Below are 25,679 nucleotides of genomic sequence, written 5' to 3'. Positions count from 1 at the left end.
CAGACGGCGCCTACGCTGCCAAAAATGGATAGGACAATGCCTGCGATGTAGCCCAAGTTCAAGGCTGAAGAGAGAAATCGGTAGTTATTGAACACGCGCGACCAACCCCGAGTCTTCGGCAAATACCCAGACACGACTTAATGGTGAGTGGCTGGCCTGGCCCCCCGTGAAGACCGAAAAGGCAGGAAGGACAAGACGCCTATCGTCGTGTAGGAGGGCTGGAAGAGCTCGCTTCCATCCGGCTGCACGAAATACGGGATGTACGTGACCGTGCACATTGAGGGAAATCGACGCCTGAAGATCTTCGGGGCGCAGGGGTTCATGGCTGAGTACGACATTGCCCACGGTGAGCTCGCGTACGACTTCATCAAACTGCCACTCTGCGGGATTGAGCGCCCTGTCATGGTTACCGCGCGTGAGAATGAGGTGAACGTCTCGATTGGCGTGGCGAAACTGGGCCCATTCAGCGCGCGTGTCTTCTCCAATGACTCTACCGTGAACGAAATCTCCCAGAATGACCAGTGATTCCGGCTGAAGTTCGTCCAGCAGTTGCTGTAAGCGAGCCAGATCGTGTCGCTGTGCCAAGTGGGGAACAGAGATGCCAAAAGCTCTGAAGGTGTCGCTCTTGCCAAGATGGAGGTCTGCAATCATCAACATGCGCTCAGCCGGCCAATACAAGGCTCGCCCCGGGACGGCACTGAACTGGTGACCCGCCAGATCGATGGTGATCGCGGTTTGTTGGAGGGGATCACTCATGCGGCTTTCCTCCGGGAGATCATGTTTTTTCCCTGACTAGCGGGTGCGGCGTCGTCTTCCATTTGCGCCGCAGCGCGCTTGACCTTCTCCGTCCAGGTTTCATTGGAAATTTGTCCTCGGAAGCTTTCCGCCCAGAGACCGAACGAGAAAGGCGTGTGTTTCTGTGGCCAGGTTTGCACGCGTTCGAGCTGGGTGATGCGGCCTAGTATTTCTCGCAGTGTGGGGAGGTGCAGTTCCTGATTGAGGGCCTCTTGCCTGGCCTCGAGAAGCAAAATGTGGTCTGGATCGTACTTGCTCAACACATCAAATAGCAGGCCTGCGGACACTTGCAGCTGTCGATTGGGTACGCGCGAGCCGGGTATCCGAGCCGTGACAAGGCCCGCGATTTGGGCAATTTCCTTGAAACGCTTGCGCGCTAACTCGCTGAAATTGACGGCCTCTTGAAGATCCGTTTGGAGGCCCTGAGGACTCAGCAATTCAGTCCAGTTGAAACTAGATTCATCGATGGGAAGCTGAGGTTGCAACATGAAACCGATCTCGTTGCAGGTCCAGAAGAATGTGTTGCTCCCAAGTGTTGCCAGCCGGGTGGCTAGGAGCAGCGCCAGTCCTTCGTGCACGACGCGGCCAGCAAAAGGGTAAACAAACAGGCCCGGGACCTTCGCCGCGGAGCGGCGGGCAGATGCCTTTGACTGGCCTCCCCCCACGTGCTCGATCAGCAGTTGGGTTTCCTGCGGAACCCGCGAGCGCTGCTGTTGCAATTGGATTAGTGGCAAAAGATGCCGGAGTTCTGGCGTCTGGATGCGGTGGTTAGCGTCGTCGCCGTCCCGCACGGTCTGGGCCATCAGCCCTTGCATTCGCTCTCCTACCCGCAAGGACATGGCCATCAGGGATCCCGCCCAAGCGGGTGTGTGGGTGCCTATGCTGGCTGAGCGGCGCACCCACGCTGTGGTGCCTTCAACTCGTACAAACTGCAGGCTACGCCCGGCAAAATTGAAAACGTCGCCGGGCTGCAGCCGGGCAATGAAGTTCTCTTCTATGGAGCCAAGCCTCGTGCCCCGCAAGTAACGCACGCTGATCGCAGATTGCGTGACGATAGTGCCAATCCCCATTCGATGCCGACGTGTCACCACCTGATTGGCAGCGGCGTAGCGCCCTTCGGTGCCAAGCTTTAGCCGTTCATACTGCGGATAGGCCACCAGTGAATTGCTGCCCCGCGTGAGAAAGTCAATCACAGCGTTCCATTGCTCCATGGTCATCGCTTCGAACGCGGCCGAGGATTTGACCTCTTCCATGAGCGCCTCTGCTTCGAAGCCACCCGACAGCGCCATCGACATCACGTGCTGGCTTAATACGTCAAAACACAAGGTCAAGGGGGTTCGGCTTTCATAAACCCGCTGCTGAGCCAATTCCCGCGTCGCCGCGAATTCGCACAGGTCCATGGCTTGGGTGGCCACACCGTCTATATGAATCGCCGCGCCTGGCCGGTGCTTGGCGCGCCCTGCCCGCTGAACCGTTCTAGCCACTGAACGCGCACCACCAATCTGAATTACACGGTCAACTGCCGGGAAATCTACGCCCAGATCAAGGCTGCTCGTAGCCACCACACAACGCAACTGGCCGCTTCTCAGGCCATCTTCCACGCCTTGGCGAACGTGGTGGTCGAGTGAGCTGTGATGGACGGCCAACGTGTCAGCGTGCTCCGGCCATATGGAGCTAAGCGCAGTAAACCAAAGTTCCGCCTGTGAACGCGTGTTGGTAAAAATGATGCTGGTGCTTGTGGATAGAACAAGCTTCGCAACTTCACCGAGATTGGCTAGGCCCAAATGTCCTGCCCAAGGCAAACGCATATTGGCCGCCGGCAAGATCGAATGAAGATGAAACGGCTTTGGCCGTGTATCTTCAATGATCACCATTTGAGCCTCGGATCTCTCTCGAACCAACACCTGCAATGCTTGGTCCAGATTGCCGATGGTGGCGGAAAGTCCCCAAATCTGCATTTCTGGCGCAAGCACGCGAAGTCGCGCGAGGTTGAGCTGAAGGAGCACGCCCCGTTTGCTGGGAAGAAGCTCGTGCCACTCGTCAACCACCACGCTTTGCACCCCTGAAAATTGCTCAACACTGCGTTCATGACTGAGCAGAATGGCCAGTGATTCAGGCGTTGTGATCAGCAACTGTGCGCCACCGGTTTGCGACAATCTCTTGTCCTTGGCGCTCGCGTCTCCGGTACGCAGGGCTACACGCCACGCTGGCAGAAGATCTTGCACGGGCTTCGTAATACGTTCGCGGGTGTCACTGGCAAGGGCGCGAAGAGGAGTGATCCAGAGCATGCGAAATCCGGGCTCTTTCTTCTCTTCTTGCGCACCTGAAGCCATCGCCGCGATGATGGGGCCGCCGAGCGCGGCCAGTGTTTTTCCACTGCCGGTGGGAGCGCTGATCAGGCCGCTTTGGCCCCGCGCATGTGCATCCCACGCTTGCTGTTGGAACCGGGCCGCGGAGATGCCTTGAGTGCTCAGCCACGTTCGCCAAGCGCGCCGGGCAGCCACCATATCTTGGCGGCGACGCGGCACGGCGCGTTGAATGGATGCAGGCATAGCCTGGCGCGGACTCATTCTCGGCACAACGCGTAAAGTGCGGTGATGCGATCAGCCTGCTCTGCCGATTTGTCTACCCTCTGGCGGAGGATACGGGGGAAACGAACAGCCACGCCGGATTTATGGCGGGCCGAGCGATTCACGGCCTCGAAGGCCAGCTCGAATACGAGTTCAGGATTCACGGAGCGAACGGGGCCGAAGCGTTCAATAGTGTGGCTGCGAATCCATTTGTCGAGTTTGAGGATCTCCGCATCCGTTAAACCGGAGTAGGCCTTGGCTATTGGCACCAAGGCGCCCTCTTCACTCCAGACTGCAAATGTGTAATCGGTGTGCAGCGTGCTTCGCCGGCCGCTACCGCTCTGGGCATAGATGAGTACAGCATCGATAGTGAAGGGATCGAGCTTCCATTTCCACCAATCTCCGCGCTTACGCCCTTCCTGGTAGGGGGAACTCAGGGCCTTGAGCATGAGCCCTTCGGCGTTTTGTTCTGGTGATTTGGCGCGGATTTGATCCAGCTCTGCCCAACCGCTAAATTCAATCGCTGGAGACAAGTCCAGTAACGGGGTTTCATCTCCGCTTCGGGAAATGATGCGCTCCAACTCAGCTCTCCGCTCGTGCAGCGCCCTGCCCCGCCAGTCTTGGCCATTCGATTCGAGCAAATCGTAAAAAAGGATTTGGACAGGTGTTCCCCTCAACAGCTTGGCCGAGGGCGTGCGCTTTTGAATGCGTTTTTGCAAGGCTATGAAGGGGCGCGGCAGCTTGGTAACTTCATCCCAGGCGAGTAGTTCGCCATCAAGAACAACCCCAGGTGGTAAACGCAAGGCCTGTGATTCCAGTTCAGGGAATCGCCCATCCAAACGCTCTTCGCCGCGGGACCACAGGTAAGGCGAATGGCCTTCGCGGTGTACGAGCTGCACCCTAATGCCATCCCACTTCCATTCGGCTTGCCAGTCCTTGGGGTCGCCAAGTGCCTGCGGCTCCGATGGCAGGGGTGATGCTAGAAAGAACGGATACGGCTTATCGAGTAGCTGTGCAGATACCGCCGTGGCCATGAGCATTTCATACGACCGCGCAGAGGGCTCCCACTCACCCACCATACGATGGGCCATATCTGCCGTGGAAATACCTGACAACCTGGCAAGACTCACCTGTAGGGTGCGGCGCGAAACGCCTACTCGCAACGCGCCGGTGAGCAACTTGTTGAAGACAAACCGAGACTCGCTATCCAAGCGCAACCAAGCCGCCTGTATGGCGTGTTTTCTGACTTCGGGGGTTTGGCCAGCAAGGGGAAGCAGGAATCGTTCAATCCAGTCGTCGAGAGCGCTGGAGCTATCTGGAATGCTCCACGTGGTATCAAAAGGGTGCACTATTTCTGGAGGCGGAGCGTACTTATCCTGAGCGGCGACTAACAGCGCAAGGGTTTCAGCCAAGTCTCCCACTTGGCGGTAGCTTTCATCCACCAGCCATAGCGGCAGCGACGTCAGCTCACTCGCCCATGCGCGTAATTCCGTGGTCTTGGCCACCCGATGACGGCCCGCGTTCACCTTGCCTCCGCCAAGTACATGAACGGCCCAACCGGCCTCCGCACTGCTGACGGTGGCGAAATACGACTGCAGCGCATCTTCTCGAGAGCGGGTGCCTGAGGATCGGTCAAGCGTTTGGTACAGCTCGGTGAAGCGATTCACGCTGACACCTCCGCATCTGCCAACTCTTCCTCGTCCCCGTAGGCTGTTCGCAAGCGCTCGGCACTCAGGCCCAACTCGCGTTCGAGGTAGGGAATCAGCGCATCTGTGTTGCCATGCGTCGCAAGAATGCGCTGTGCCCCTGATTCACGAACGGTGGCAATCAGGGATCGCCAGTCTGCGTGGTCTGAAATCACGAAGCCCCTCTGCAGATTGCGCCTGCGGCGGTTCCCGCGCAACTGCATCCATCCCGAGGCAAGCGCTTGCTCGAAATGGCGAAAACGCCGAGTCCAGGCCGAATCCTGAGCGGAGGGTGGCGCAAGCACCAAGCGACCTGAAAAATCAGTGGCTTCTGGAAGATCGAGCACCATTTCGGTGGCTGCGAGCCGAATGCCCGCTTGCCGATAGATTTCCACTCCCCGCGCCATGGCGCCGTGCAGCAATACTGGCTGCGCCGTATGCCCCTCCAGTTCGGCCAGAATTCTCTGAGATTTACCAAGGCCGTACGCGTACAGGATGGCGGCTTTCCCCTGGGCTTCGCATTGGGCGCGCCATTGGAGAATTTTCGCGATCTCGTCTTTGATGTCCGGCCATGCGTAGACAGGAAATGCAAAAGTGGCTTCACAGATGAAGACATTGCATGTCACTACCTCAAAGGGAGCGCAGGTGGGGTCTGTGTCTCGCTTGAAATCGCCGGTGAACACCCAGACCTCACCCTGATGCTCTACCCGAACTTGTGCTGAACCCAGGATGTGGCCTGCAGGGTGCAAGGAGACGCATACATCGCCAAAGTAACGCCTCTCACCATACTCCATGGTGCGTATGTTTTGCGTGCCGAGGCGCCAACGCAAGATACCTTCACTCTCTTGCGCACACCAATATTCGTCCATGCCAGCGTGAGCATGGTCTCCATGACCGTGAGTCACAAACGTGCGGTGCACAGGCTTCCATGCGTCTATGAAGAAATCTCCTGCAGCACAGTAAAGGCCCCGGTCAGTCAACGCAATCAACTCCGCCATCGCAAATCCATAAGCTTCGACATGCGTGCATTTTCGGGATGAATCCCCTCGTGCGACGTAAGCGGAAGCCGCGTTCGGTGTTTCGTTGAAGGTCTCTTAAGGCTGGTCTTTATCTCATTACAGCGTTTTCAGTGTTTTTCTTACAAGCTCAAGTCTCAGAAGGCTGGACCATTGAAACTGCTATTCCATAACGAAATCAACAACCCACTTGGAAAAGAGCGCTGGCCGGAGTTTTTATAGGCCGAGCCTTCAGCGCTTCAGGAAAAACTATGACGACTCAAACAATTCAAACCGAAGCAAAAGCCAAAGCAAAAGCAGTTGCCAGGGCTAAAAAACTCGTTCCTGATTTGTCTGTGCGGCTAGGAAGTACGCCTGCCACGAAGTTTCGCGGCAATCCTGACATTTTTGGGCGCCTCGTGGAAGACCACGATATGCACCGGGCGCTTTTCTCCATGATTGAAGAGACCTCGGGCACCTCACCTGAACGAAAGAAGCTTTTCAAGGAGTTGGTACGGGATATCAAAGCCCATGCTTCTGCTGAGGAGCAGGCGCTCTGGTCCACGGTCATGCGAAACCCCAAGACCACTGAGGATGCGAGGCACGCCGTCAGCGAACACAAGGAGCTGGATGAAATGGCGGCTGATCTCGCGGCCCGCGATATGGCTTCACCCGCATGGTTGCGTCGTTTCAAGAAGATGAAAGACGAGTATCTGCATCACATCCGAGAAGAGGAGCAAGAGCAGTTTCTTGCCGCTCAAAAACATCTCTCCAGCAGTGACGTGACGCACATGAAGCGGGTTTTCAACGCTCGAAAACTCGAGGAGAAAGCCAGTGTCAAGATCGAGAAGAAGATCAAGCTCAAATAACTTGACTTGGCCGCATAGCGTTTTATGGACCAGAGCGCACAAGCTGATTCAGGTAGATCCAAGAACGTGTTCATAATCTTTTAGGCCTAAAAAAGGTCATGAGCGCGTTCTAAAAGCCTGTCAGTCCAGCAAGCCCGGGGGCAGGAGGTCCTTCTTGCGATAAATGGTGTTGCGCGATATTCCCAAGGCCTTCGCAACCGCAGAGACATTCCCCTTGTGCTCCCGTAGGGCTTGCGCCATGGTTTGCAGAGCGATGTCTTGCAGGCGCTGGCCCTCCATGGAGCGATGCGGGTGCACTGCTTCTTTAGCCGTTTGGGGTGAATCTGGTAGCCGCGCCGGGATTAGATGCGCTCTCGTTGGAACGTCCGATGAAGGGCTTTCAACCTCTTCCAGGAAATCGTCAGGAAGGTGCTGTCGCTCTATACAACCTTCGCGTCCGACCATGACAACCGCCGTTCGCAGCAGGTTGTGCAATTGGCGGAAGTTGCCGGGCCAGTGATAGCTTTTGAACATGCCCAAGACTTCGTCAGCGATACCGGGACGCTCGCCACCCTCAGACAAGGCGTCCAGAAGCCTGCGCATCACGAATTCGAAATCGGTGCGTTCGCGCAGCGCCGGCAGCTTGACCACCAGGCCATTGAGCCTGTAATACAGATCTTCGCGGAAGTCGCCTTCCGCGATCATGCCCTTCGGGTTTTTGTGGGTTGCGCTGATCACCGCCAAATCGACCTCGATTTCCCTGCCTGATCCTAGTGGGCTGATCTTGCGTTCCTGTAGCACGCGCAGCAGCCGAGCCTGGAGGTGCTTGGGCATATCGCCGATCTCATCAAGGAAAAGCGTTCCTCCGCTGGCTTGCTGGATTTTTCCCGCTGAACCCTTCTTGCGCGCACCGGTGAAAGCGCCCTCCTCGTAGCCAAACAGTTCGGCTTCGATCAGGGTGTCTGGGATGGAGGCACAGTTGACCGACACAAAAGGCCCGCTGCTTCGCGCGGAGTCGCTATGGATGGCTTGTGCCAGCAGATCCTTACCGGTTCCGGTCTCTCCCAGGATCATGATGGGAATGTCGCGCCCCGAAAGCATGCGTAGCTTGCGGATGACGGCAGACAATTGGGGATCTCCGGTGTCGAGATACTGGAGAGAAGAAAAACGCGGTTTTCGCGCGGGTGACAACGGTGCCACTGTCCCCTGCTGAGAATGAGCCTCCGGCTGACGCGGTGCCGCCCAGGAAGCTTCTCGCTCCACCTGAGCTCGGCACCAAACGCTCACGCCGTTGTACATGCAAAACTGCTTAGGTGAGGATATCGTGCCCCAGAATTGTTCTAGCAGTGCTGAAACAGGCAGGCCAAACAGCGAAGAGAATGTGTGGGCTTTAAGCGCCGCGAAAGGCAAGCCCAATTGAAACTGGGCGCTGCGGTTAGCTGATAGAAAACGGCCATCTGGTGAAAAAGCGGCAATGCCTTCCACCAACGTACCCAGAAACTCCGGCCGCGCGTGGAAATGCAACCGGATGGCCCGTGGGAATACCCCCGCGAACATGTGGTTTTCTATCATCTGCGCCGACATCCGCACCAGTGCCAGTGTGTGTTGGTGATAGCCCCTGCGGTCGCCAGAGACATCCAGCGCGCCAACGACCTGCCCGTAAGGGTCATAGATGGGCGCGCACGAGCAGGTCAGAAAACGGTTGGCCTCCAGGTAATGCTGATCACCATGAACAGTCAGGGCTTCGCCTTCGGTGAGTGCGGTGCCTACAGCGTTAGTGCCTTTCCCGCGTTCCGACCAATCCATTCCTGGTGTCAGAGCTACCCGCTGAGCTTTTTCAAGAAAATCGTTATCTCCCAGCGAGTGAAGGATCATTCCTGAGGCTGAAGTCAGCAGCACCATGCTGTGGGTGTTGGCAATCTGGCCATACAGCGTCTCCATGACGGGAGCGGCGTGCTGGAAAAGAAAGTGGTTTTCCTCCAGTTCGCTGCGCAGTAAAGCTGTGTTGGGGCTGGCGAAGTCAGGGACATCGGAGCTACCCAGGCCGTGCGCGCGAGAACGCTCGTGTGCCTGCGGGATATAGGCGTCAGCGCCGCCCTCACCACCAGGGCTTGCCTGCAAAGCGGCAGATTGGCCGTGAACCTGGCTCTGAACTCCCGCGTATATGTAGTCCCCTGCTGCATGGGACGAAGCTCTCCAGCGATCCGCCTTGGAAGGTACGGCCGCGTCGTGCGAAGCGCTATGCAATGGAGCCTTGTCTTGATCCATTTTGGTTTCCTGAATCGGCGCGAAACCGTTCAAAAGTGATCTAACCCTGTGTGTCTCACACTATCACACTTGCGCAGGCTGTGAACTAAATTGCTCGCGGCTCCTCGTAATTGGCATCGGCTTGAGCGATGGAGTAGACACATCATTTCGTATTTGCCGCTGGGCAGGTGTCACATCCTGGCACAAAAACCTCTGCTCCAAAGTGGGACACATTGTTCCATCTTGGAATGTCGAAAGTAAGTCATTTCATCCCGAAGGTCCCTCGGTTTTGCAGTACCTGCGAGCAGTTTCCCCTGCAGGGCCTTGGGAGTGCATAGCTTGGCATCCGACTTGCGGTGGATCTGACTGTGCGGACATTTTTCAGGTTCCACAAGTTCCCCCTATCACCAACAAGGAGACCTCCATGGCAATCTACGCAGCTCCCGGCCAAGCCGGCGCGAAAGTCGACTACAAAGCCCGTTATGACAACTTTATCGGCGGCAAGTTTGTGCCACCGTTGAAAGGGCAATACTTTGACGTCATTACGCCTATCAGTGGCAAGGTTTATACCCAGGCCGCTCGTTCAGGCGCTGAAGATATCGAGTTGGCACTGGACGCCGCCCACAAGGCCGCAGAGGCCTGGGGGAAAACACCGGCGGCCGACCGCGCCAACGTGCTGCTGAAGATTGCCGACCGGATTGAGCAGAATCTGGAGGTGTTGGCTTATGCCGAGACGGTGGACAACGGAAAGGCCATCCGCGAGACCCTGGCTGCTGATATTCCCCTTACCGTAGATCACTTCCGGTACTTCGCCGGCGCACTGCGTGCGCAAGAAGGCGGCATCAGCGAACTCGATGAAAACACGGTGGCCTACCACTTTCACGAGCCTTTGGGCGTGGTGGGGCAGATCATTCCATGGAACTTCCCTATCCTGATGGCGGCCTGGAAGTTGGCACCTGCGCTCGCCGCTGGTAACGCGGTGGTACTGAAACCTGCCGAGTCGACACCGATTTCCATTTTGGTTCTGGCTGAGCTGATCAACGATCTGCTACCTCCCGGCGTGCTTAATATCGTCAACGGTTTCGGGCGCGAGGCAGGCATGCCGCTGGCGCAGAGCAAGCGCATCGCCAAGATTGCCTTCACTGGGTCCACCAGCACCGGCCGAGTCATCGCGCAGGCTGCTGCCAACAACCTGGTTCCCGCAACCCTGGAACTCGGCGGTAAGTCGCCTAACATCTTCTTTGCCGATGTCATGGACAAAGATGACGCCTTCCTGGATAAAGCCATTGAAGGTTTGGTGCTGTTCGCCTTCAACCAGGGCGAAGTCTGCACTTGCCCTAGCCGTGCGCTGATCCAGGAAAGCATCTACGACAAGTTCATGGAACGGGTGCTCAAGCGCGTGGCCGCTATCAAGCACGCCAACCCCTTGGACTCCGACAGCATGATGGGCGCGCAAGCCAGCAAAGAGCAACTCACCAAAATCCTGTCTTACCTGGAATTGGGCAAGCAGGAAGGCGCGGAGGTGCTCATCGGCGGCGCACAGGCCAAGCTAGGCGGCGATCTGGACGGCGGTTACTACGTGCAGCCCACCCTGTTCAAGGGCCACAACAAGATGCGCATCTTCCAGGAAGAGATCTTTGGCCCGGTGCTCGCCGTAACCACCTTCAAAGACGAAGCTGAGGCACTGGAGATTGCCAACGACACACTCTATGGGTTGGGTGCCGGCGTGTGGAGTCGCAATGGCAATGTGGCTTACCGCATGGGCCGAGCCATCAAAGCGGGCCGCGTGTGGACCAACTGCTATCACGCCTATCCGGCTCACGCTGCCTTCGGCGGCTACAAGGAATCAGGCATTGGCCGCGAAAACCATAAGATGATGCTGAACCACTATCAGCAGACCAAAAACCTGCTGGTGAGCTACAGCGAGAACAAACTGGGCTTCTTCTAAGCTGGCGCTCCCGTCTGTATCTGCAAGGGGCGAAGTGATTCGCCCTTTTTTTCCTTGGTTTTGCAAGTGGAGGTCGTCTTATGGTCGAACGCGTCATTGCCACCCCAGCCGCCTTGGCACTCATCGAAGAGATGAAGGCGCTACATGGCGAGATCATGTTTCATCAGTCCGGCGGTTGCTGCGACAACAGCGCCGCCAACTGCTATTTGCCCACCGATTTGACTATTGGTACCCAGGACATCAAACTAGGCGAAGTGGGCCAAGTGCCGTTTTATATTGGCAAGCTTCAATATGAGTACTGGAAGCACACGCAGCTCATTTTGGATGTCATAGAAGGCAGTGGCGGCACCTTTTCTCTAGAGGGAAATACAGGCAAGGCGTTTCATACCCGCTCACGCTTGTTCTCCGATGAAGAATGGGCGGAGATCGAAGCCGTGGTTGAGCGAGATCTAGCCTAGAGGAATCTCTGCAAAACCCCTCAGAGCCCGGATGGACGGCCCACCGGCTCGCTGCCCCCTGGACGTTCAAGCCGCCCGACACCTCGGTTGCGTCGTTTCGTGAGCCGGCAGCGAAAACGCTCAAAATCAAGCCATTGATTCAAGCCTCATGAAATACAAAATCAAGCCAATTCTTCAGTGAATCAGCTTCACTTTCCTTGATTGATAAATTCAAAATGAAAGCGCCGTTATTAAATACCAGGGAAAGAACCTCTTTTGAATAAAATTCAAAAGAATTCAATTTATCTATATCCCCATTGTAGTCAATACTCAGTTCCCAATCATAATCATCGCAGGGATCTCCGCCATTGATCTGAGAAGATGGCCTGGTAAGTATTATGTAATTTGGAGGATCGGCGGAAGTATCTGAGGCAAGTGAAAGTACAGCACAGTAGTCCTCAATATAAAATTTTATGGACCTTGCATTGAAATTTATAGTTTCAGTACTTCTCATCTCATTCGCGATCAATTTTCGTAGTTTGGCTGTGCGCCCCAACTCCCGATTTTCCTTGACAGCAAGGAAGTGGTTGAGCCGCCCCCCGTTCTATGCCACCTGAGTGATGCATGTGCACTCTCCTGTGGCGGTATCGTGGAAGACGTACACCGCTGCTTCATCGTGAAAGTAATTCGGAACGGAGAGTTGGCCGAAAAATATCAGCGGGCCGTGCGTTCCGATGGGCCATGCGGGCGATTGAATCCATCGAGGTGGACGACCGCAACACTTGAATAGTTCGAGCAGACGCGACCGAAGCCACGCTTTCAACTCCGCTCCGTGAAGCGGCGGGGCCGTGGCAAGCACTGATTCCAAAAACGTCGCGTCCAGGTCGAGCCAGCGGGGCTGAGCGGCCTGAATCAGTTCGTACGTTTGACTCCGCTCCTTCGACGGTGTGAATGACGTGCCTCGTTCAACAAGCCATTCACAGACCGCAACATGCGCGTCAAGTACCTCGCCGGGATCGTCGTACTTCAGCGAGATCAAGTAGTGATAGAGCGTGGTGCCGTCTTGAAAATGCCCTGGCGCGGATGCGGCACTGAGAAGAGTCTCGAGAGACCGATCGTTGTAGACGCAGTCTTCGAACGCGGTCGCTGACAATGATCCCGATGCGAAGTCGATGAGGGTCTGCTGCGGATCCGCCATGGGCTAGTTGCCTGGGGGAATTTGGGTAAGACGGTATACCGATGCCGGCGGAAGATTGGCGAGTGTTCCACCAAGCCATCGCGCCTGGATGCCAAGGCGATTCAGCAGCTTTCGAGGCACAGGGCACTGAGGGCCATAGGTGAATTGGTAGAAGGCGCCGTCTGGTCTCATTTTGCGGAATGCGCCAGTCAAGATGGCCGCCGCCTTGAGCGGAGGCATCGCCAAAAGAGGCAATCCACTGACGACCGCTCCGGCCGGCCTTCCGTCAAAGATGTTCGCGGTGCGCAGCCGAGCGGCATCCATGCGAAGCGTGCACGCTCTCGGGTAATGCAAATGAAGCGCTTCGGCAAACTCAGCGCCGAACTCGATCAACGCCAGATCCTCTTGCTTGACGCCCCGTTCGATCAACGCGCGGGTAAACGCGCCGGTTCCTGGGCCGAGTTCAATCACAGGCCCGGTGTCATGCGAAATTTCAGAGGTAATGAGTTGGGCGAGTGCTTTTCCTGAGGGTGCGACAGCTGCCACACGCAGGGGGTTTTTGAGCCATGCTTGAAAGAACTCGAACGCTTCGGCCATACGTTATTGCTTGGTGGGTAGGTATTTTTGACACATTTTCAGTGCATCCGAATGACGCGGGCAGCGCCGCTTCCTGGATGCATTGAAGGTGTCCCCTTGTCCATGTTAGCGCAGCTACAGCTGGAATTGGTGAGGTCAATCGTTACGGTGTTGTGCCGCCTCTGAAAAACTCCACGCAACAGACCGATTGTTATCAGCGGTCTGGCATTCCCGGGGGTTGGCGCAGGCTTCTTCAACCAAGTATTGCGCCCTATTGAGTCAACCTCGTGAATTTTCAGTCTGCCGAAGAAGCTACTAATCGCAGGGTCAGAGCATCTCCTGAGCCTGATAGGCCGCAAAAAGCGTATCGCGCAGATGCTCGGCCGCCTCGCCTACGGCGCAGACGGCATCGGGATCCAGCGACTGGTTATTCAGGTACTGAAGGCACAAGGTGGCCGGCCATGGCATGAAAGGTGTCAAGCCGGCGGCGATGAAGCCTTGTGCCATCGCCTGCTCGCAAGCCGAGGGCGTAGCCGGATCGCTCAAATCGAGGCTCAGGTAGATCACGGCCACCTGCGCCCGGCACAGACGCCTGAGCACCCTGCGCAGATGCGGAGAGAAATCCTCCCCCGTGCGGCGCAACGTGAGGAAAGCCGAGTTCAATGTATCTTCAGCCTGCACGAGGAGGTCTGTATCTCCTTGCGGTGTACTTCCTTCGATGGGTTGAAGCTGCAACGGCAATCCGATGTCCGCGGCGCGAGGCAGCACCAGGGCTTGTACGCTTAAGGGCACATACGCCTTCACCGGCTCGACGGGGCGCAGCAACTTGCAGGCGTAGTACACACTGCCTCGTTGCGCCCCCGCCTTCTCACCGATGCTGCGAAAACGCAGGCTGGCCGGTGTGTAGGCCAGCATCAATGCCGTAGGCAGGTACCCCAGTCGACCAAAGGTCTTTTGAGTAAAAGGGTGGGCGGTGACTGCGTGCACAAACGCTGCGCGTTCGGGGCGCTGCGCCAGGGCGTCGGTGGCGATTGACAGCAATCGTCCCAGCAGGCCGCCGCCACGCTGATCGGGGGAGACCACCGCAGAACCGACCTCCAATGTATCGTCGTCGCGATGACTCTTCATGAAGGCAATGTGGCCAACGGGGAGGTTTTCATCGCCTTCTGAGCCCGGAGTAACGGCGACCCAGGAGGTCAGCCGCCCATCTTGCACGCGTGCCAGGATGCGCTCAGCAATGTACATATCCGGGTTGACGTAGGAATACCCGTAGCTCCGGTATACGAGACGGGCGAGGTGAATGGCATCGTTCGTTTCCAGTGGCCGGACTTCAATGGCGTCGAGTGGCGCACCGACATTATTTTCCAGGATGGCGGCCGGCGCGACGAACAGGCTGCCGGTCCTGTCGTTAGCGCCGGTCTCGTCTGTAGCGGCATTCAGCTCTGCTTCCGGCAGAAACCATTGCAATTCCACATGGTGGCCGAGAGATCCGTGGTTATGCACCTGGCAATGATCAGCCATCTTCTGCATGAGAAACGCTGCCAAGCCCGCGAGGTTGTCGTCAGCGGACTCGGGCTGCTGCGGGCTGTAGCTCGGCAGCAAGCTCATGTCATAGGGAAGACCGTGGTCGGAAAGTCTCAGGTGCAGCGCGTGTCCATCCCATTCAACGTTGACTTCCAGCGTCCGGTCAGCGTCCTCACTATTGTCCTGGCTCAAACGCAGAATAGTGGTCAAGGCTTCGTCGCAGGCAGCCCGCATGTGGATAAGCACGACTTTCGCAAAGCGGTGAGCCTGAGCTTGCGACAGCAGCAGTGCTTGAATGGCGCCTAGCGCGCCAGGCTCGGAAGGAACTGTCAGGCGGGCCCAGGCGCAGGGTTCGTCAGCCATGGCGGTGATCCACCACGCGAAGCAACTTACCAGTACGTGCGTTGGTGTGGAGATCAGATGCTGTAACCCACTGCACAGTCAACCCGTGTACCAACTGCTGGTCTTGCAGATCTCTGTACATGGGTCTGGCTGCATACACCCGATCGATCACTCGTCGAGTGTCTTCAATCGTCCGCTCTTGTGGTCTCTCGACGGCGATACGCAGGCAACAAGCGTCGAGCCGCTCGTGATGCTCAATCACCATTTGAAAGTCCCTGAAACCCAATGGCATTTCGCTGTGCTCCAAGTCGGTGAGGGCTTGGCGCATGTCATCCACATACAGGCTCATGGGGCCGACGCGAGCGCCCTCTTCCGTGCGGCCGAGCAATCGAAAGCGTCGAGATGGTGTGCCCACGGGATCCAGCCATTCTCCCCGGTCACCTACCGGATAGCGAATGATGGGCATGAGCCGGCGCGCCAGGTTGGTCAGCACGATCCGGCCCGTGCGGCCAGGAACGTCGATGGGCTCGCCAGTGGCGTCATCGATCAACTCCATCACGGTACTGTCATCGAAGCAGTGATGCACCCCCGGCTCAGCCCCGGGGCTGGCCCAGCCCAGCTCGCCGTAGTCCACTCCGGCCACTCCAATGGAGCGTACTTGACAGCCTGGAAAGACCGCCTGCACGGCGGCGATCTGGTCGGCGAACATGGGTTCGCCCCCAAACAGGAATGTTGTCAGTTTCAGGCGTGCCTTGTCTTCTGGCGTCAGGCGCTCAAGGAGTTTCATCAGTGTGGTGGGCACACCGGCCAGAACGTCGATATCGAACTGACGCCACGCCGCGATGATTTCGTCCAGATCATCGCCCGCGAGCGGGTAGCAGATACTGATCCCCGCCGCTTCTATGGACCGTGTGATGAACAGGAACGAGGCGTATAGCTTGCCGGCGTAAAACAGGTTGCCAATCCGTTGGCCGGGTTGCAGGCCAGCACGGCGCATACCTTGTCCAAAGGCTTTGGTGAACGCACGCCATTCTTCATACGTGAAGACTGAGTACTTGGGATGGCCGGTCGTTCCTCCGCTCTTGAAGGTAATCCCCTCCGTGATGGGCGCCGTCAGTACCGTGTTCCCTTGCACGGTGTTGGCAGCCCAGAATGCCTGGCTGTCAAGCACTGGGTAGTCATCAAGTCTTGCCGCATCTTGCGGTACCTGAGCATAGAAGTCGCGGTAAAACGGGGAATGTGTGCGAACAAATCGCAACACGGATAAAAGCTGCTCAGAAGCGGGTTCACGGGTAGCCGGGGTCGTCATGGTTAGGTTGTTTTTCACTCAGGCCTGATGCCTGTGATCGCATACATGAATGAGCTTGCCACTGGCCTCATTGCGTACGAACTGGTCGTTGGGAACGGGGACGATGTTCAATTCGAACGGTAGCGCGTTTTCAGTCACGCACTGAAGGGGCTCGTAATGCTGAAACAGCTCCTCACTGAGGGCTTGGCTGAGATTGGTGTCCCATTGCGTTCCAACCCAGATATCCAGCACGGTACGGGCGCCGGCACTGCGCAGATGCAGTTGAACCGCACCCGCGTAGGCAAAACTCTTGCTCAGCACGTCGGCAAAATGGCGGTAGTTCATCAGAGGCCCGGCTTTGAACACGTCGCCCAGGCGACCTAGAAGTTCGAAGCGTGGCTCTTGACGGCCACAAGCGCAGGGCCCATCTACCCAACGACCGAGATCACCGATCTCGTAGCGCTCAATGCGGGGCGCGCTGCGCATCAATGGCGTGAACAACAGTCGACCTACGGCATTGCCCTGTACGGGCACATCGCGATCCATCTCCACGATTTCCAGAGTTTGCAAGCGGGTGTGCAGGTGGTGCACCGTGCCGGATTCGTGGAGGCACTGGTAGCCCATTGGTCCGGCATCATTGGAGCCATAGGCGGCGGAACGAACCAGGGACACGCCGCATTCATCGGTGAGGAAGCGTTCTTGGGCAACAGACAAAGGCTCGCCCCCGTAGAAGATCTTCTTCACACCACCCCAGGCGCGTAAGCGCTCGCCTTGCTCCGTAAAAAGAGCCAACAGATGCGGAGGCACACCAACCAGTGTGTTGACCTCGTGCTCGATGATCTGAGTGGCGATCAGGTCGTAATCAGGCAGCAGGCCCATGGGCAGTTGTAGAACGCGCAGATGCTCAAGAATGGTCCAGAAGCTGACAAAACCTCCATACAGATGGCCAGCCGCGAAAAGATTCATCACCCGGTCTTGCCTTGGATCCAGGCCCGCGGCCACCATGCCATCTGCAGTGGCTTCCATCTGCGAGTGATAGTCCGCCCAGCGGAAGCTCGAGTATGCGACCTTGCCGCTGGAGCCACCGCTTCGCACAATGAGGCCTGCGTGAGGGTCGCGCTCCTGAGCAGTTTGGCCCAGAGCCTGGAAGCCGCTCTTGTCTAGCACCGGCGCTGAAGGCGGGGGCACTAGTTGAGGTGGCTCCAGGGCGTCCAGATGGCCAAAATAATGTAATGCTTCGGGCCCGTCAAACGAGACACGCCGAGTGAGTTGCTGCAAGGCGTAGACCCCGTCGTGCGGGGCGCACGTATAACTGTCAATCATCTCGCCCGGACGAGTGATGCGGCTAACGCCCGCGGAGAAAAGCACGCGAGAAAGCGTTCCTGCCCCAGACAGGCCGGTCGCCAGTCCGCAAGTCTGCAGCCAGGCCCTGAACGGTCGCAGCAGACCCGCCAGTTGCTCGCGCCGTATCGGTTTCAGCCAGATCGTGCGAAACAACGGAGAGGGCCGCAAGCCAGAGCGAGTGTCCAGGACGATGCGCCATTGGCCATGGGGGTCCTCAATGACCTCTGTGAGACCCAGCGGTTGCTCGCAACGCGCGACACTTAGCACGGTTGTGATTTCAGCTTGCTCGGCCATGTCAGGGTGCCGGCCGGGTACCGTGGGTGAGACTCGGGCCAGGATGGTGGCCAGTCGCCGAGCCACATCGCGAAGGCCAGCTTCGTCTGTTTCCACCAGCAAGTTTTGCGGACTGGAGCATGCTTGCTGATCCAGGCGGCACACGTCACGGGCGAAGGCTTCCAGCACCGTGTCATCGTCTACGCAGTCGGCGGCAAGGTAGCCAAAGGAGAGCTTGTGCCCCCACACCACGAGGCGCGTGTGAGATGGCACCATGGCACGCACGGCAGCTACAGCCTTTTCTCCACCCCATACAGAGACTACATCGGCGTAAGTGAACAGTTGCCGCAAAGTTTGTTGCTCACTTGACGATAGACGCAAGACCGCCAGATAGTCAGCCAACCGACCAGAGGTGTCGTTGGCGACAAGCGCCGAGGCAAACAGCCCGGCAACCCGGCCGTCGCGCGTGCTGGTCTTGACCACGTTGACGTTGCCAGCCATGAGCCCTTCCACCAGACCCATAGCAGCGGTCGTGAACACATTGGACGGCGCGACGTGGACTACGCACCCACAGGGCGCCCAAGCTTCGTATTGGCGCTCCGGATACCGACGCCGCAGCGTACCGGGGTGTTCGTTGCCCAGTTCGGTGCGGAGTTTCTCCTCCATGGCCTCCTTGCGCAGCATCGAAGCCATGCCTTGAAGCATGGCGTCTGCGTCAGCTGCGCCTCGTCCATCACTGGCCTCACGCAAAAGGGCTTCATAACAGCCTCGGCGTTCCTGCATTTGCAGTCCAACACTGTCACACGCCGTCAGGAGGGCATGCAGGGGAAAGGTGCGAGGCAAAGTGGCGTCAATATGCGCTGGCAACGCGTTCAGGGCGTTCGGGAGATCTGGGGCGTGGAGCCAGCGGCCAAACCAATAGTGCGCAGCGTCCGACGTATCGGTTTCCAAAACGGAGGTATTCATGGAGTCGGCGATCATCATGACGACGGCAGCAGTTCCGCGGCAGCAGCTGCGCAACTCTTGTTGGATGAAGTTCCGGCGCGCCCTAGCACCTCGAACCAAGGCATCGGGTTACCGCAGCTACAGGCGCTGCCTGGATGGCGTATCGCCAGATCGCCCATGACGACACTGTGCGCTGGTACGGAGGTAATGTAGGGCGAGAGAAAAGACAGGAACCCGGGCTGTCCGTCTGGCACCGGGGCGAGTGTTCGCGGATCGCGCACCAGTACACGTGACCATATAGGTGCGTGCAAGTGATGCTGTGTGCAGCCAACGTAAGGAATGCTGTGCTCTACGGCGCCAAAGGTCTCGACGATACGCTCTGACGAAATACCCAGCCAATGCGTGATGTCTCGATGGAGTTGTTCCTTTGAAATAGCTTGGTCCGCATGGCCTTTCCATCCCCCACCAAAGATCACACAACTTCCAGCAGGCAATTGCAGTGGCGGCATTCCCGTGCGCTGCATGCGTTGCAGCGCGAAATGCAGAAAGGCCGGAAACCCGATGATGCGTGCGGGCCGCTCTCGGTCTTCCGCGTAGTCGCGCAATGTAGCAAGAGCGCCAAAGGCATCGAATTCATGCTGCCCCTGACCGACCGTCCGCAGCGACCAGAACACTTTGGCCGGCGGTGCGTAACGCATCAGGTACTGATTGGTGTTGGAGGTTCCTACGCGCAGGCCATCTATGGGTTCATAGGCGTTGACGAGGTAATTGGCTGGCGCCTCGCTGGTCACGCCGCGCGCTTGCATCACGTCATCCACCATGCGTCTCGCATTGCCTATAGTGAACGCATCGAAAAACATCTGCGACTTCTGGCCCGTCGTACCGGAGGATGTGAGGTTCAACACCACATCCGATTCAGGCACAGAGAGCACTTCATGCTGCTTGAAGAAGTTGGCGTGAACTGGGGGCAGTGCGATCACGTCGGCCAACGTGGCCATCCGCTCCACCTGCACACCACATGCCTCCAGCAGTCCGCGATACCAGGGCGAACGATCACGATGCCAGAGCGTTACATCGCGCATGGCTTCAACGAAGTCTGTCTCAGACTGCGCATCGGCAAAATAAGGTGCGGTTTGCGCGCAAAAGCGCTCTACGCTTTTCGGTATCTCTTTGCCGCCGTTTACGGCTGCACTGCAGTCAATTCTCAAGCTGACCTCCTGGCGGAAGTTTCAACTGGCTACAGAAGTTTCTTAAAACTCCTTACTAGCCTCCTTATTCATGATAAGTGAAATTGAGGCTATAACTATTAAAGCGATAACGGTTTACTTCCTAAGTATTATTTTTGGCATATGGTGAATTTTCACTACGTTCCTGCCGGGTTACCCACCAAGCGGATGCAATGATCAGCAAGCCACCGGCCCACCCTAACGAGGTCATTCGCTCGCCCAGCCAGAAGACCGCGATCAACGCGCCCCATACCGGCTCGCTCCCCATTAACAAGGCCACCTGCGTAGGGCTGGTGCGGGCCGCGGCGTGGTTCTGAACGAAAAACGCGAACAAGGTACAGAGCAGGACCAGGAAAGCCATGGCTGACCAAAACGACGCAGTCCGCGGTAACCGAGGCCAGGTGGTGCCATGCACGGCGAACATCAAGAGTGCGGACCCAAGTGTCATCACGCCCATCTGCACCGCTGTCATGGTGAGCGCCGTCAGGCCATGCCTTTGGCTGGCACGCCGCGTCAGACACACCATGACACCACGCAGAAACGCTGCGAGCACGATCAAGCCATCGCCCCACTTCAGCCCGGCAGATTCACCGTGCTGGAACGCCAGCAGCCCTGCCCCCATCAGCGAAAGGCCGGCCGCGACCATCACCTTGGCGCCGGGCCTCTCCTTAAGCAGCCACCACTCGCAAACGGGTGTGAAGGCAACACACAGGCTGACCAATAACGCTGCGTTGGACGCTGTGGTCAGTGATACGCCAAACGTTTCGCAGACGAAAATGGCGAGCAGATTGACGCCAAGGATCGATGCACCAGCCAGCGCCACCGGCCACGAAGGCACAGCCAGACCTCTCAGAGCAGGTAGCAACAGTACAAATGTCAATCCAAAGCGCATCACCAGGAACTGCAGTACCGGCATCTGATCGGTCGCGAGTTTGGCTGCGCTGTAACTACCGCCCCAGATCACTGCCACAAGGAGCAGCAGCCCATCCACAGGATTCAAAAAAAGCGAGGTTCTCCGGCCATTTGAATTCGCGGAGTTGGAGGAGCTAGACATGATTTTCCCCATAAACGTTTGTGAACACGTTCTTGGTCATGAACAGGCTCTTGGACAGCTGATTGTTCGTGTCCCCGTCAGAGTTGAATAGACTTGGCGCATGAACAGGAGTTGTGCACCTTGAGAACAGATGATTTCCTGGAGGTCATGCACGAGCTGGTTGCGTTCGTTCGTGTGGCGGAGTTGGGGAGCTTTTCGGCTGCTGCGCGTCGGCACGGCCAAACCCCGTCCGCTGTCAGCCGGCAGATCACACGCCTGGAAAGCGTCCTGGGTGTTTCGCTGTTGCAGCGAACCACTCGGCAGTTGCACCTGACTGAGGCAGGCATGGAGGTGCTCGAATGCGGGCGCGAGATGGTAGCTGCTGCCCAGGCCAGCATGCGAGTGGCTGAAGGCCACATGGGAACACCCAGAGGGTTGATTCGTCTCAGCGCACCCAAAGCCTTCGCCCGCCACGTGCTTCATCAGCCTTTGCTGGACTTCCTACAGCGTTATTCCGAGATAGACGTGCACCTCATGGTCGTAGACCGGGTGGTGGACCCTGTGCGTGAAGGCATTGACCTTGCCATCCGCCTGACCGACGACCCGCCGCAAGGCATGGTGGCACGCGCACTGATGCCGGTGCACCAATTCTTGCTGGCGAGTCCGGCCTACTTGGCGTCTCACGAGCGTATTCAAACGCCGGAGGACTTGATGAACCACAGTTGCTTGTCGCTCGGCGAGCAGGAGAACGACAGCCGCTGGCGCTTCGTTCGCGGCAATGACCAAGTGGAGATATCGGTAGCCGGGCGCTACACCTTGAATCACAGCGAGATGCGTCTGGCGGCCGTTGAACGGGGCTTGGGCGTGGGCTGCGTACAGGACTTCGTGGCGCGTGATGCATTGGCGGCTGGGCGAGTGGTTCGGCTACTGCCTGAGTGGACCTTCGATACCAACTACCAAGGCGTGGCCTACCTGTTGTTTTCCGCCTCTCGCTACACCACACCCAAGATGCGCGCGCTAATCGATCATCTCGTGAACGCCCTGCGGCCAGAGGGCTAGGAGCGTGCCAGCAGAAAACGTGCGAAGCCGCGAGAGCTTCTATCGCACGCCCATATGCCGCTATGGCGACAACTCAGGCTGTTGTCGGACGTGGCGCGAGCTTGGCTTCCCGAATTGGAAGATGGATGAGCGCAGCTCCTACCGCGAGAACAATGTCGATGTACCAAACCCAGTCATAGCTGCCAGTAGCCTGGAAGATCTGCCCTCCCAAATAGGCACCGGCAAAGCCGCCTATCTGGTGTGCGAGCATCAGCACGCCAAACAGCATGGCCATGTTGGCGGGGCCGAACATCTTGGCCACCAACCCTGCCGTTGGGGGTACCGTAGATAGGTAGGTGACGCCCATGACGGCCGCAAATATCAGCATGACAGCTGGCGTCTTTGGTGCGAACAGGAATGCCAGTACCGCCAAACCACGAACCGCGTAGAGCAGCGACAGAAGCGATTTCATGCGCCAGCGCCCTACTCCCCAGCCCATCGCAAGGCTGCCGACAATATTGAACAAACCCACGATGGCCAGCGACCAACCGGCAATGGCTGGCGGCAAACCGCACGCCTCCACCACCCCTGGAAGATGCGTGGCCAGGAAGGCGACGTGGAACCCACACACCATGAAGCCCAGCGCAAGAAAGCCGTAGCTCGGTGTTGCCAGTGCCTGGCTCAGGGCTTCGCGTGCAGTGAGCGCCTTTTTGCCAGATGCCGCTGCTGCCGCAGCCGCCATGGCTTTGGAGTTGCCCTTGAGCATCCAGATGGCCGGCAGCGCGAGAAGGACCAGCAAACCCAGCCATTGCATGGATGCGGCCCAGCCGAGGCTTGCTGTCAAGCCTATAGCGATTGGGGCCATCGTGAATTGCCCGAATGATCCACCGGCGTTCACTATGCCTGACGCCATGCCCCGCTTTTCAGCCGGTACCAGCCGGGCGGTTGCCGCCATCAACACCGACGGCCCAGCCATGCCAGCCCCCCCGGCAGCCAGCACACCAATAGCCAGGATCAGGCCGAATGTGGAGGTCATGAGCGGCGTGATCACCGTGCCGAGGGCGACCAGTAAAACGCCTATGAAAATGACACGCCCCGTGCCAATTCGGTCAGCCACCGCACCCGCGAATGGTTGCGTCAGCCCCCACCAGAGTTGCCCGAAGGCAAACGCCAGGCTGATATTGCCAATGCCCAAGCCGGTAGAGGTGTTCAAGGCCGACAGGTACAAGCCCATCGTGTTGCGCACCCCCATCGACAGCGCATAAGTGCCGGCCGCTGCAATCAGCACGAGCCATATTGCATTGCGCGAAATCCTGGACTTTGCTGGCGAGGCGTGACTAGATTGGCTCATCGTGATCTTCCGAAAAATTTCTCTACCTGGGTGCTTGCTACACAGGCTAAGCTGCCCTGGTTGAATTGCCCTTGGGGGCAAAAATCAAGACCCGGCTTCACCAAAATTGGCTAGGATGCCTTTGGACGTCTTTGCACCACAAGATTTCCCACCGAGGTCTGCACGACGTGCCCATCCTGGTTCAGCGTGTTTGTGCGAACCTTCACCAAGCCTTGCTCCGGACGAGACTGGGACGGCCGGACCTCCAGAACTTCGCTTTCGACGCGCAGTTCGTCACCGGGCCGTACAGGCCGAGGCCATCGCAACTCGTCAAAGCCTGCCCCAACGATGCCTCCCGCCGGTTTGAATTCGCTCTCCACCAGCAAACGCATGGTGATTGCCGCGGTATGCCAGCCACTGGCCGCGAGTCCGCGAAAGATCGAAGCAGTTGCAGCCGCCTCATCCAGGTGAAAAGGCTGCGGATCGAACTCAGAGGCAAAGGTCTTGACTCGACTCTCTTCTACGCGAATGCGCGTGGAGCCGCCCAATCGCTGGCCAGGTGTGAAGTCTTCCAGGTAAAGAGTGCTCATGAGAAATCCGTTAGTTAAAGTAATGCGAAACCGCGTGCTACGGGAAATTCAGAACAACATCAGCCTTTGCTATCGCCCCCGCCGGAAGCCGATGGAGGAACGTCGAAAACGAGGCACGTCGTCGTGGCGTGGGCATACAACTTCCCATCTGCACCAACAATGCGAGCTTCTGAAGTGGCTACTTGACGGCCAGGGTGGATGACCTTGCCTTCAGCGCGCACAAACGGAACCCGATCGTGCAGTGGGCGCACGATGTTCACCTTCAACTCCAGAGTGGTGTAACCCTTGCCTGCGGGCAGCGTCGTGTGAACTGCACACCCTAACGCCGAATCAAGCAGTGTGGCGAACCAGCCACCGTGCACCGAACCCAATGGGTTGTAATGCCGGCGCTTTGGCCGGCCTTGGAACACAGCGAAGCCAGGTTCCATGTGGATAGGCAAGAAGTCCAGAGTCTCCCCAATGGGCGGAGGCGGCAGATCGCCTGCAAAGATTGCCTCAAAGATTTCCATGCCCGAGAGACCCATAGGGTTCACTTTGGGTTTGGCGTCAACCGAAGCCAAACGCGCACGGACACGCGCCTCATCCGCTTCCCAAAGTGCGACAACCTGTTCGACATCCATATGCGCTCCCTTCATGATTAATATTGTATATGCAATAGTTGCAGGTACAATGTATCACATGAATAGCGCCCTCAAGCCACAAGGTTGTACCAACCTGAAGCTACGTCAGCTCACCCGTTTGGCCACGCGGCACTACGACCAGTACGTCGCGGCCACTGGACTTAAGAACACGCAATATGCTTTGTTGTCGCATGTCGTCGGGCTTGGTCCAATCGAACCTGGTGAATTGGCCAGACGCATGCAGATGGACGCTTCCACGCTGACGCGCAATCTTCAGCCGCTTTCTGCGCAGGGGCTGCTGGAGGTGCGCGCAGGTAAGGATGCGCGCAGCCGGCTTGTGGAAGCGACTGATGCAGGACGGGCTAAAAAAATCGAAGCTCAGCGTGGGTGGAAGGCCGCGCAATTGGCGCTTAACGAGCGCCTGGGGGCGGACCGGGTGGTGGCCTTGCATGAGTTGCTGGATTTTTGCATTGGCTGCCTTGATGAATCTGTTGATCAGGCAGTGGCGGCTGATCAGCCGGGCTGACGTTTTCGAGGTATCAATTGGCGCTCTGCTCTTCTATGCCGTTGGCGTTGGCAGAGTCACTGGATAGTGAGCAGGTTTTAAAATTCACCCACTCCAGCCAGGAATTTATCGTTCCCCGACAGGGGGAACGACTAGCTACACGAAGGCCGAGCGCAGCAATGGCCCGAGTGGGTATCCACCCCTTGAGGCCGTGCCGAGGAGCGCAGGGCAAGGGGCGGGCAAGAGCACTGAAAGATGCTCTTGCTTCGTGAACTAGCTTGCGGCAGCTGTTTGAACGTAGTGAGCGAAGCGAAAGAAGAGAGTTCTGCCGCACCGCCCCTTG

Annotated in this window: 21 protein-coding genes; 5 read left to right on the top strand and 16 right to left on the bottom strand. The window is 57.7% G+C overall.

Annotation, left to right across the window (positions count from 1 at the left end; genetic code table 11):
• Positions 1-84: 84 nt before the first annotated feature.
• From pdeM to G518_RS0122165, 4 genes are read right to left on the bottom strand one after another with little or no spacing between them, the layout of a single operon-like run.
• On the bottom strand, positions 85-756 hold the full coding sequence (pdeM, locus tag G518_RS36385) for a ligase-associated DNA damage response endonuclease PdeM (protein WP_051237265.1): 672 nt from the start codon (positions 754-756) through the stop codon (positions 85-87).
• Complete coding sequence (locus G518_RS36380) at positions 753-3,347, bottom strand: ligase-associated DNA damage response DEXH box helicase (protein WP_051237263.1); 2,595 nt, start codon at positions 3,345-3,347, stop codon at positions 753-755. Before G518_RS36380 ends, pdeM begins: the two co-directional genes overlap by 4 nt.
• 14 nt (positions 3,348-3,361) lie before the next feature.
• The gene (locus tag G518_RS0122170; RefSeq protein ID WP_028604411.1) at positions 3,362-5,032 is read right to left on the bottom strand and encodes an ATP-dependent DNA ligase; all 1,671 of its coding nucleotides are present in this window, start codon (positions 5,030-5,032) and stop codon (positions 3,362-3,364) included.
• Positions 5,029-6,048, bottom strand: a complete 1,020-nt coding sequence (locus G518_RS0122165; RefSeq protein ID WP_028604410.1) for a ligase-associated DNA damage response exonuclease — start codon at positions 6,046-6,048, stop codon at positions 5,029-5,031. Before G518_RS0122165 ends, G518_RS0122170 begins: the two co-directional genes overlap by 4 nt.
• 269 nt (positions 6,049-6,317) lie before the next feature.
• On the opposite strand from G518_RS0122165, the gene G518_RS36375 reads away from it, so the two are divergent.
• Positions 6,318-6,914: a hemerythrin domain-containing protein gene (locus G518_RS36375; protein WP_028604409.1), complete on the top strand. Its 597-nt coding sequence runs from the start codon at positions 6,318-6,320 to the stop codon at positions 6,912-6,914.
• A gap of 120 nt (positions 6,915-7,034) precedes the next feature.
• Here G518_RS36375 and G518_RS36370 read toward each other — a convergent pair whose 3' ends face one another.
• Positions 7,035-9,161: a sigma-54-dependent Fis family transcriptional regulator gene (locus tag G518_RS36370; RefSeq protein ID WP_051237261.1), complete on the bottom strand. Its 2,127-nt coding sequence runs from the start codon at positions 9,159-9,161 to the stop codon at positions 7,035-7,037.
• Between the two features lie 403 nt (positions 9,162-9,564).
• Between G518_RS36370 and adh the strand changes: the two genes are divergently transcribed.
• Both adh and G518_RS0122145 read left to right on the top strand, forming a co-directional pair.
• Positions 9,565-11,088 (top strand): aldehyde dehydrogenase, encoded by a 1,524-nt coding sequence (gene adh, locus G518_RS0122150; RefSeq protein ID WP_028604408.1) that lies wholly within the window; start codon positions 9,565-9,567, stop codon positions 11,086-11,088.
• 80 nt (positions 11,089-11,168) lie between these two features.
• Positions 11,169-11,546, top strand: coding sequence for a DUF779 domain-containing protein (locus tag G518_RS0122145; protein WP_028604407.1), 378 nt, complete (start codon positions 11,169-11,171; stop codon positions 11,544-11,546).
• Between the two features lie 139 nt (positions 11,547-11,685).
• Here the strand turns inward: G518_RS0122145 and G518_RS0122140 are convergent, their stop codons facing one another.
• From G518_RS0122140 to G518_RS36350, 8 genes are all read right to left on the bottom strand, one after another.
• Positions 11,686-12,039 (bottom strand): hypothetical protein, encoded by a 354-nt coding sequence (locus G518_RS0122140; protein WP_156909498.1) that lies wholly within the window; start codon positions 12,037-12,039, stop codon positions 11,686-11,688.
• A 90-nt stretch (positions 12,040-12,129) separates the two neighbouring features.
• On the bottom strand, positions 12,130-12,723 hold the full coding sequence (locus G518_RS36365; protein WP_051237259.1) for a hypothetical protein: 594 nt from the start codon (positions 12,721-12,723) through the stop codon (positions 12,130-12,132).
• A gap of 3 nt (positions 12,724-12,726) precedes the next feature.
• Positions 12,727-13,299: a class I SAM-dependent methyltransferase gene (locus G518_RS0122130; protein ID WP_028604405.1), complete on the bottom strand. Its 573-nt coding sequence runs from the start codon at positions 13,297-13,299 to the stop codon at positions 12,727-12,729.
• A gap of 306 nt (positions 13,300-13,605) precedes the next feature.
• Positions 13,606-15,165: an ATP-binding protein gene (locus tag G518_RS0122125; protein WP_028604404.1), complete on the bottom strand. Its 1,560-nt coding sequence runs from the start codon at positions 15,163-15,165 to the stop codon at positions 13,606-13,608.
• A complete protein-coding gene (locus G518_RS0122120; RefSeq protein WP_036595650.1) occupies positions 15,158-16,453 on the bottom strand; it encodes a phenylacetate--CoA ligase family protein in 1,296 nt (431 codons plus the stop codon). The genes G518_RS0122125 and G518_RS0122120 overlap by 8 nt, the downstream gene beginning before the upstream one ends.
• A gap of 18 nt (positions 16,454-16,471) precedes the next feature.
• Positions 16,472-19,015 (bottom strand): acyl-CoA reductase, encoded by a 2,544-nt coding sequence (locus tag G518_RS36360; RefSeq protein ID WP_169457990.1) that lies wholly within the window; start codon positions 19,013-19,015, stop codon positions 16,472-16,474.
• Positions 19,016-19,029: 14 nt separating this feature from the next.
• The gene (locus G518_RS36355) at positions 19,030-20,202 is read right to left on the bottom strand and encodes a LuxE/PaaK family acyltransferase (RefSeq protein ID WP_051237255.1); all 1,173 of its coding nucleotides are present in this window, start codon (positions 20,200-20,202) and stop codon (positions 19,030-19,032) included.
• A 121-nt stretch (positions 20,203-20,323) separates the two neighbouring features.
• The gene (locus G518_RS36350) at positions 20,324-21,274 is read right to left on the bottom strand and encodes a DMT family transporter (RefSeq protein ID WP_051237274.1); all 951 of its coding nucleotides are present in this window, start codon (positions 21,272-21,274) and stop codon (positions 20,324-20,326) included.
• A 120-nt stretch (positions 21,275-21,394) separates the two neighbouring features.
• Here G518_RS36350 and G518_RS0122100 point away from each other — a divergent pair, with 120 nt between their 5' ends.
• The gene (locus tag G518_RS0122100) at positions 21,395-22,312 is read left to right on the top strand and encodes a LysR family transcriptional regulator (RefSeq protein ID WP_028604402.1); all 918 of its coding nucleotides are present in this window, start codon (positions 21,395-21,397) and stop codon (positions 22,310-22,312) included.
• A gap of 73 nt (positions 22,313-22,385) precedes the next feature.
• On the opposite strand, the gene G518_RS0122095 is transcribed toward G518_RS0122100, so the two are convergent.
• The 3 genes from G518_RS0122095 to G518_RS36345 form a co-directional block, all read right to left on the bottom strand.
• Positions 22,386-23,642 (bottom strand): MFS transporter, encoded by a 1,257-nt coding sequence (locus G518_RS0122095; RefSeq protein WP_036595631.1) that lies wholly within the window; start codon positions 23,640-23,642, stop codon positions 22,386-22,388.
• 110 nt (positions 23,643-23,752) lie between these two features.
• On the bottom strand, positions 23,753-24,211 hold the full coding sequence (locus G518_RS0122090) for a MaoC family dehydratase (protein WP_028604400.1): 459 nt from the start codon (positions 24,209-24,211) through the stop codon (positions 23,753-23,755).
• Positions 24,212-24,270: 59 nt separating this feature from the next.
• On the bottom strand, positions 24,271-24,831 hold the full coding sequence (locus G518_RS36345) for a PaaI family thioesterase (RefSeq protein ID WP_036595629.1): 561 nt from the start codon (positions 24,829-24,831) through the stop codon (positions 24,271-24,273).
• A gap of 58 nt (positions 24,832-24,889) precedes the next feature.
• Here G518_RS36345 and G518_RS0122080 point away from each other — a divergent pair, with 58 nt between their 5' ends.
• Positions 24,890-25,357 carry a MarR family winged helix-turn-helix transcriptional regulator gene (locus G518_RS0122080; RefSeq protein ID WP_028604399.1) on the top strand — a complete coding sequence of 156 codons (468 nt, stop codon included), beginning with the start codon at positions 24,890-24,892 and terminating at the stop codon, positions 25,355-25,357.
• The last annotated feature ends 322 nt before the right edge of the window (positions 25,358-25,679 follow it).

This window comes from Ottowia thiooxydans DSM 14619 (genome assembly GCF_000422885.1).
Lineage (GTDB): Bacteria > Pseudomonadota > Gammaproteobacteria > Burkholderiales > Burkholderiaceae_C > Ottowia > Ottowia thiooxydans.
Note: the sequence above shows the minus strand (reverse complement) of the source record. Positions and strands in the feature narration are given on the sequence as shown.

What these genes read in the sequence shown, in the direction of transcription:
- pdeM (WP_051237265.1), bottom strand. Translation starts at nt 756, where the DNA reads ATGAGTGATCCCCTCCAACAAACCGCGATCACCATCGATCTGGCGGGT.
- G518_RS36380 (WP_051237263.1), bottom strand. Translation starts at nt 3,347, where the DNA reads ATGCCTGCATCCATTCAACGCGCCGTGCCGCGTCGCCGCCAAGATATG.
- G518_RS0122165 (WP_028604410.1), bottom strand. Translation starts at nt 6,048, where the DNA reads ATGGCGGAGTTGATTGCGTTGACTGACCGGGGCCTTTACTGTGCTGCA.
- G518_RS36375 (WP_028604409.1), top strand. Translation starts at nt 6,318, where the DNA reads ATGACGACTCAAACAATTCAAACCGAAGCAAAAGCCAAAGCAAAAGCA.
- G518_RS36370 (WP_051237261.1), bottom strand. Translation starts at nt 9,161, where the DNA reads ATGGATCAAGACAAGGCTCCATTGCATAGCGCTTCGCACGACGCGGCC.
- adh (WP_028604408.1), top strand. Translation starts at nt 9,565, where the DNA reads ATGGCAATCTACGCAGCTCCCGGCCAAGCCGGCGCGAAAGTCGACTAC.
- G518_RS0122145 (WP_028604407.1), top strand. Translation starts at nt 11,169, where the DNA reads ATGGTCGAACGCGTCATTGCCACCCCAGCCGCCTTGGCACTCATCGAA.
- G518_RS0122140 (WP_156909498.1), bottom strand. Translation starts at nt 12,039, where the DNA reads ATGAGAAGTACTGAAACTATAAATTTCAATGCAAGGTCCATAAAATTT.
- G518_RS36365 (WP_051237259.1), bottom strand. Translation starts at nt 12,723, where the DNA reads ATGGCGGATCCGCAGCAGACCCTCATCGACTTCGCATCGGGATCATTG.
- G518_RS0122130 (WP_028604405.1), bottom strand. Translation starts at nt 13,299, where the DNA reads ATGGCCGAAGCGTTCGAGTTCTTTCAAGCATGGCTCAAAAACCCCCTG.
- G518_RS0122125 (WP_028604404.1), bottom strand. Translation starts at nt 15,165, where the DNA reads ATGGCTGACGAACCCTGCGCCTGGGCCCGCCTGACAGTTCCTTCCGAG.
- G518_RS0122120 (WP_036595650.1), bottom strand. Translation starts at nt 16,453, where the DNA reads ATGACGACCCCGGCTACCCGTGAACCCGCTTCTGAGCAGCTTTTATCC.
- G518_RS36360 (WP_169457990.1), bottom strand. Translation starts at nt 19,015, where the DNA reads ATGAATACCTCCGTTTTGGAAACCGATACGTCGGACGCTGCGCACTAT.
- G518_RS36350 (WP_051237274.1), bottom strand. Translation starts at nt 21,274, where the DNA reads ATGTCTAGCTCCTCCAACTCCGCGAATTCAAATGGCCGGAGAACCTCG.
- G518_RS0122095 (WP_036595631.1), bottom strand. Translation starts at nt 23,642, where the DNA reads ATGAGCCAATCTAGTCACGCCTCGCCAGCAAAGTCCAGGATTTCGCGC.
- G518_RS0122090 (WP_028604400.1), bottom strand. Translation starts at nt 24,211, where the DNA reads ATGAGCACTCTTTACCTGGAAGACTTCACACCTGGCCAGCGATTGGGC.
- G518_RS36345 (WP_036595629.1), bottom strand. Translation starts at nt 24,831, where the DNA reads ATGGATGTCGAACAGGTTGTCGCACTTTGGGAAGCGGATGAGGCGCGT.
- G518_RS0122080 (WP_028604399.1), top strand. Translation starts at nt 24,890, where the DNA reads ATGAATAGCGCCCTCAAGCCACAAGGTTGTACCAACCTGAAGCTACGT.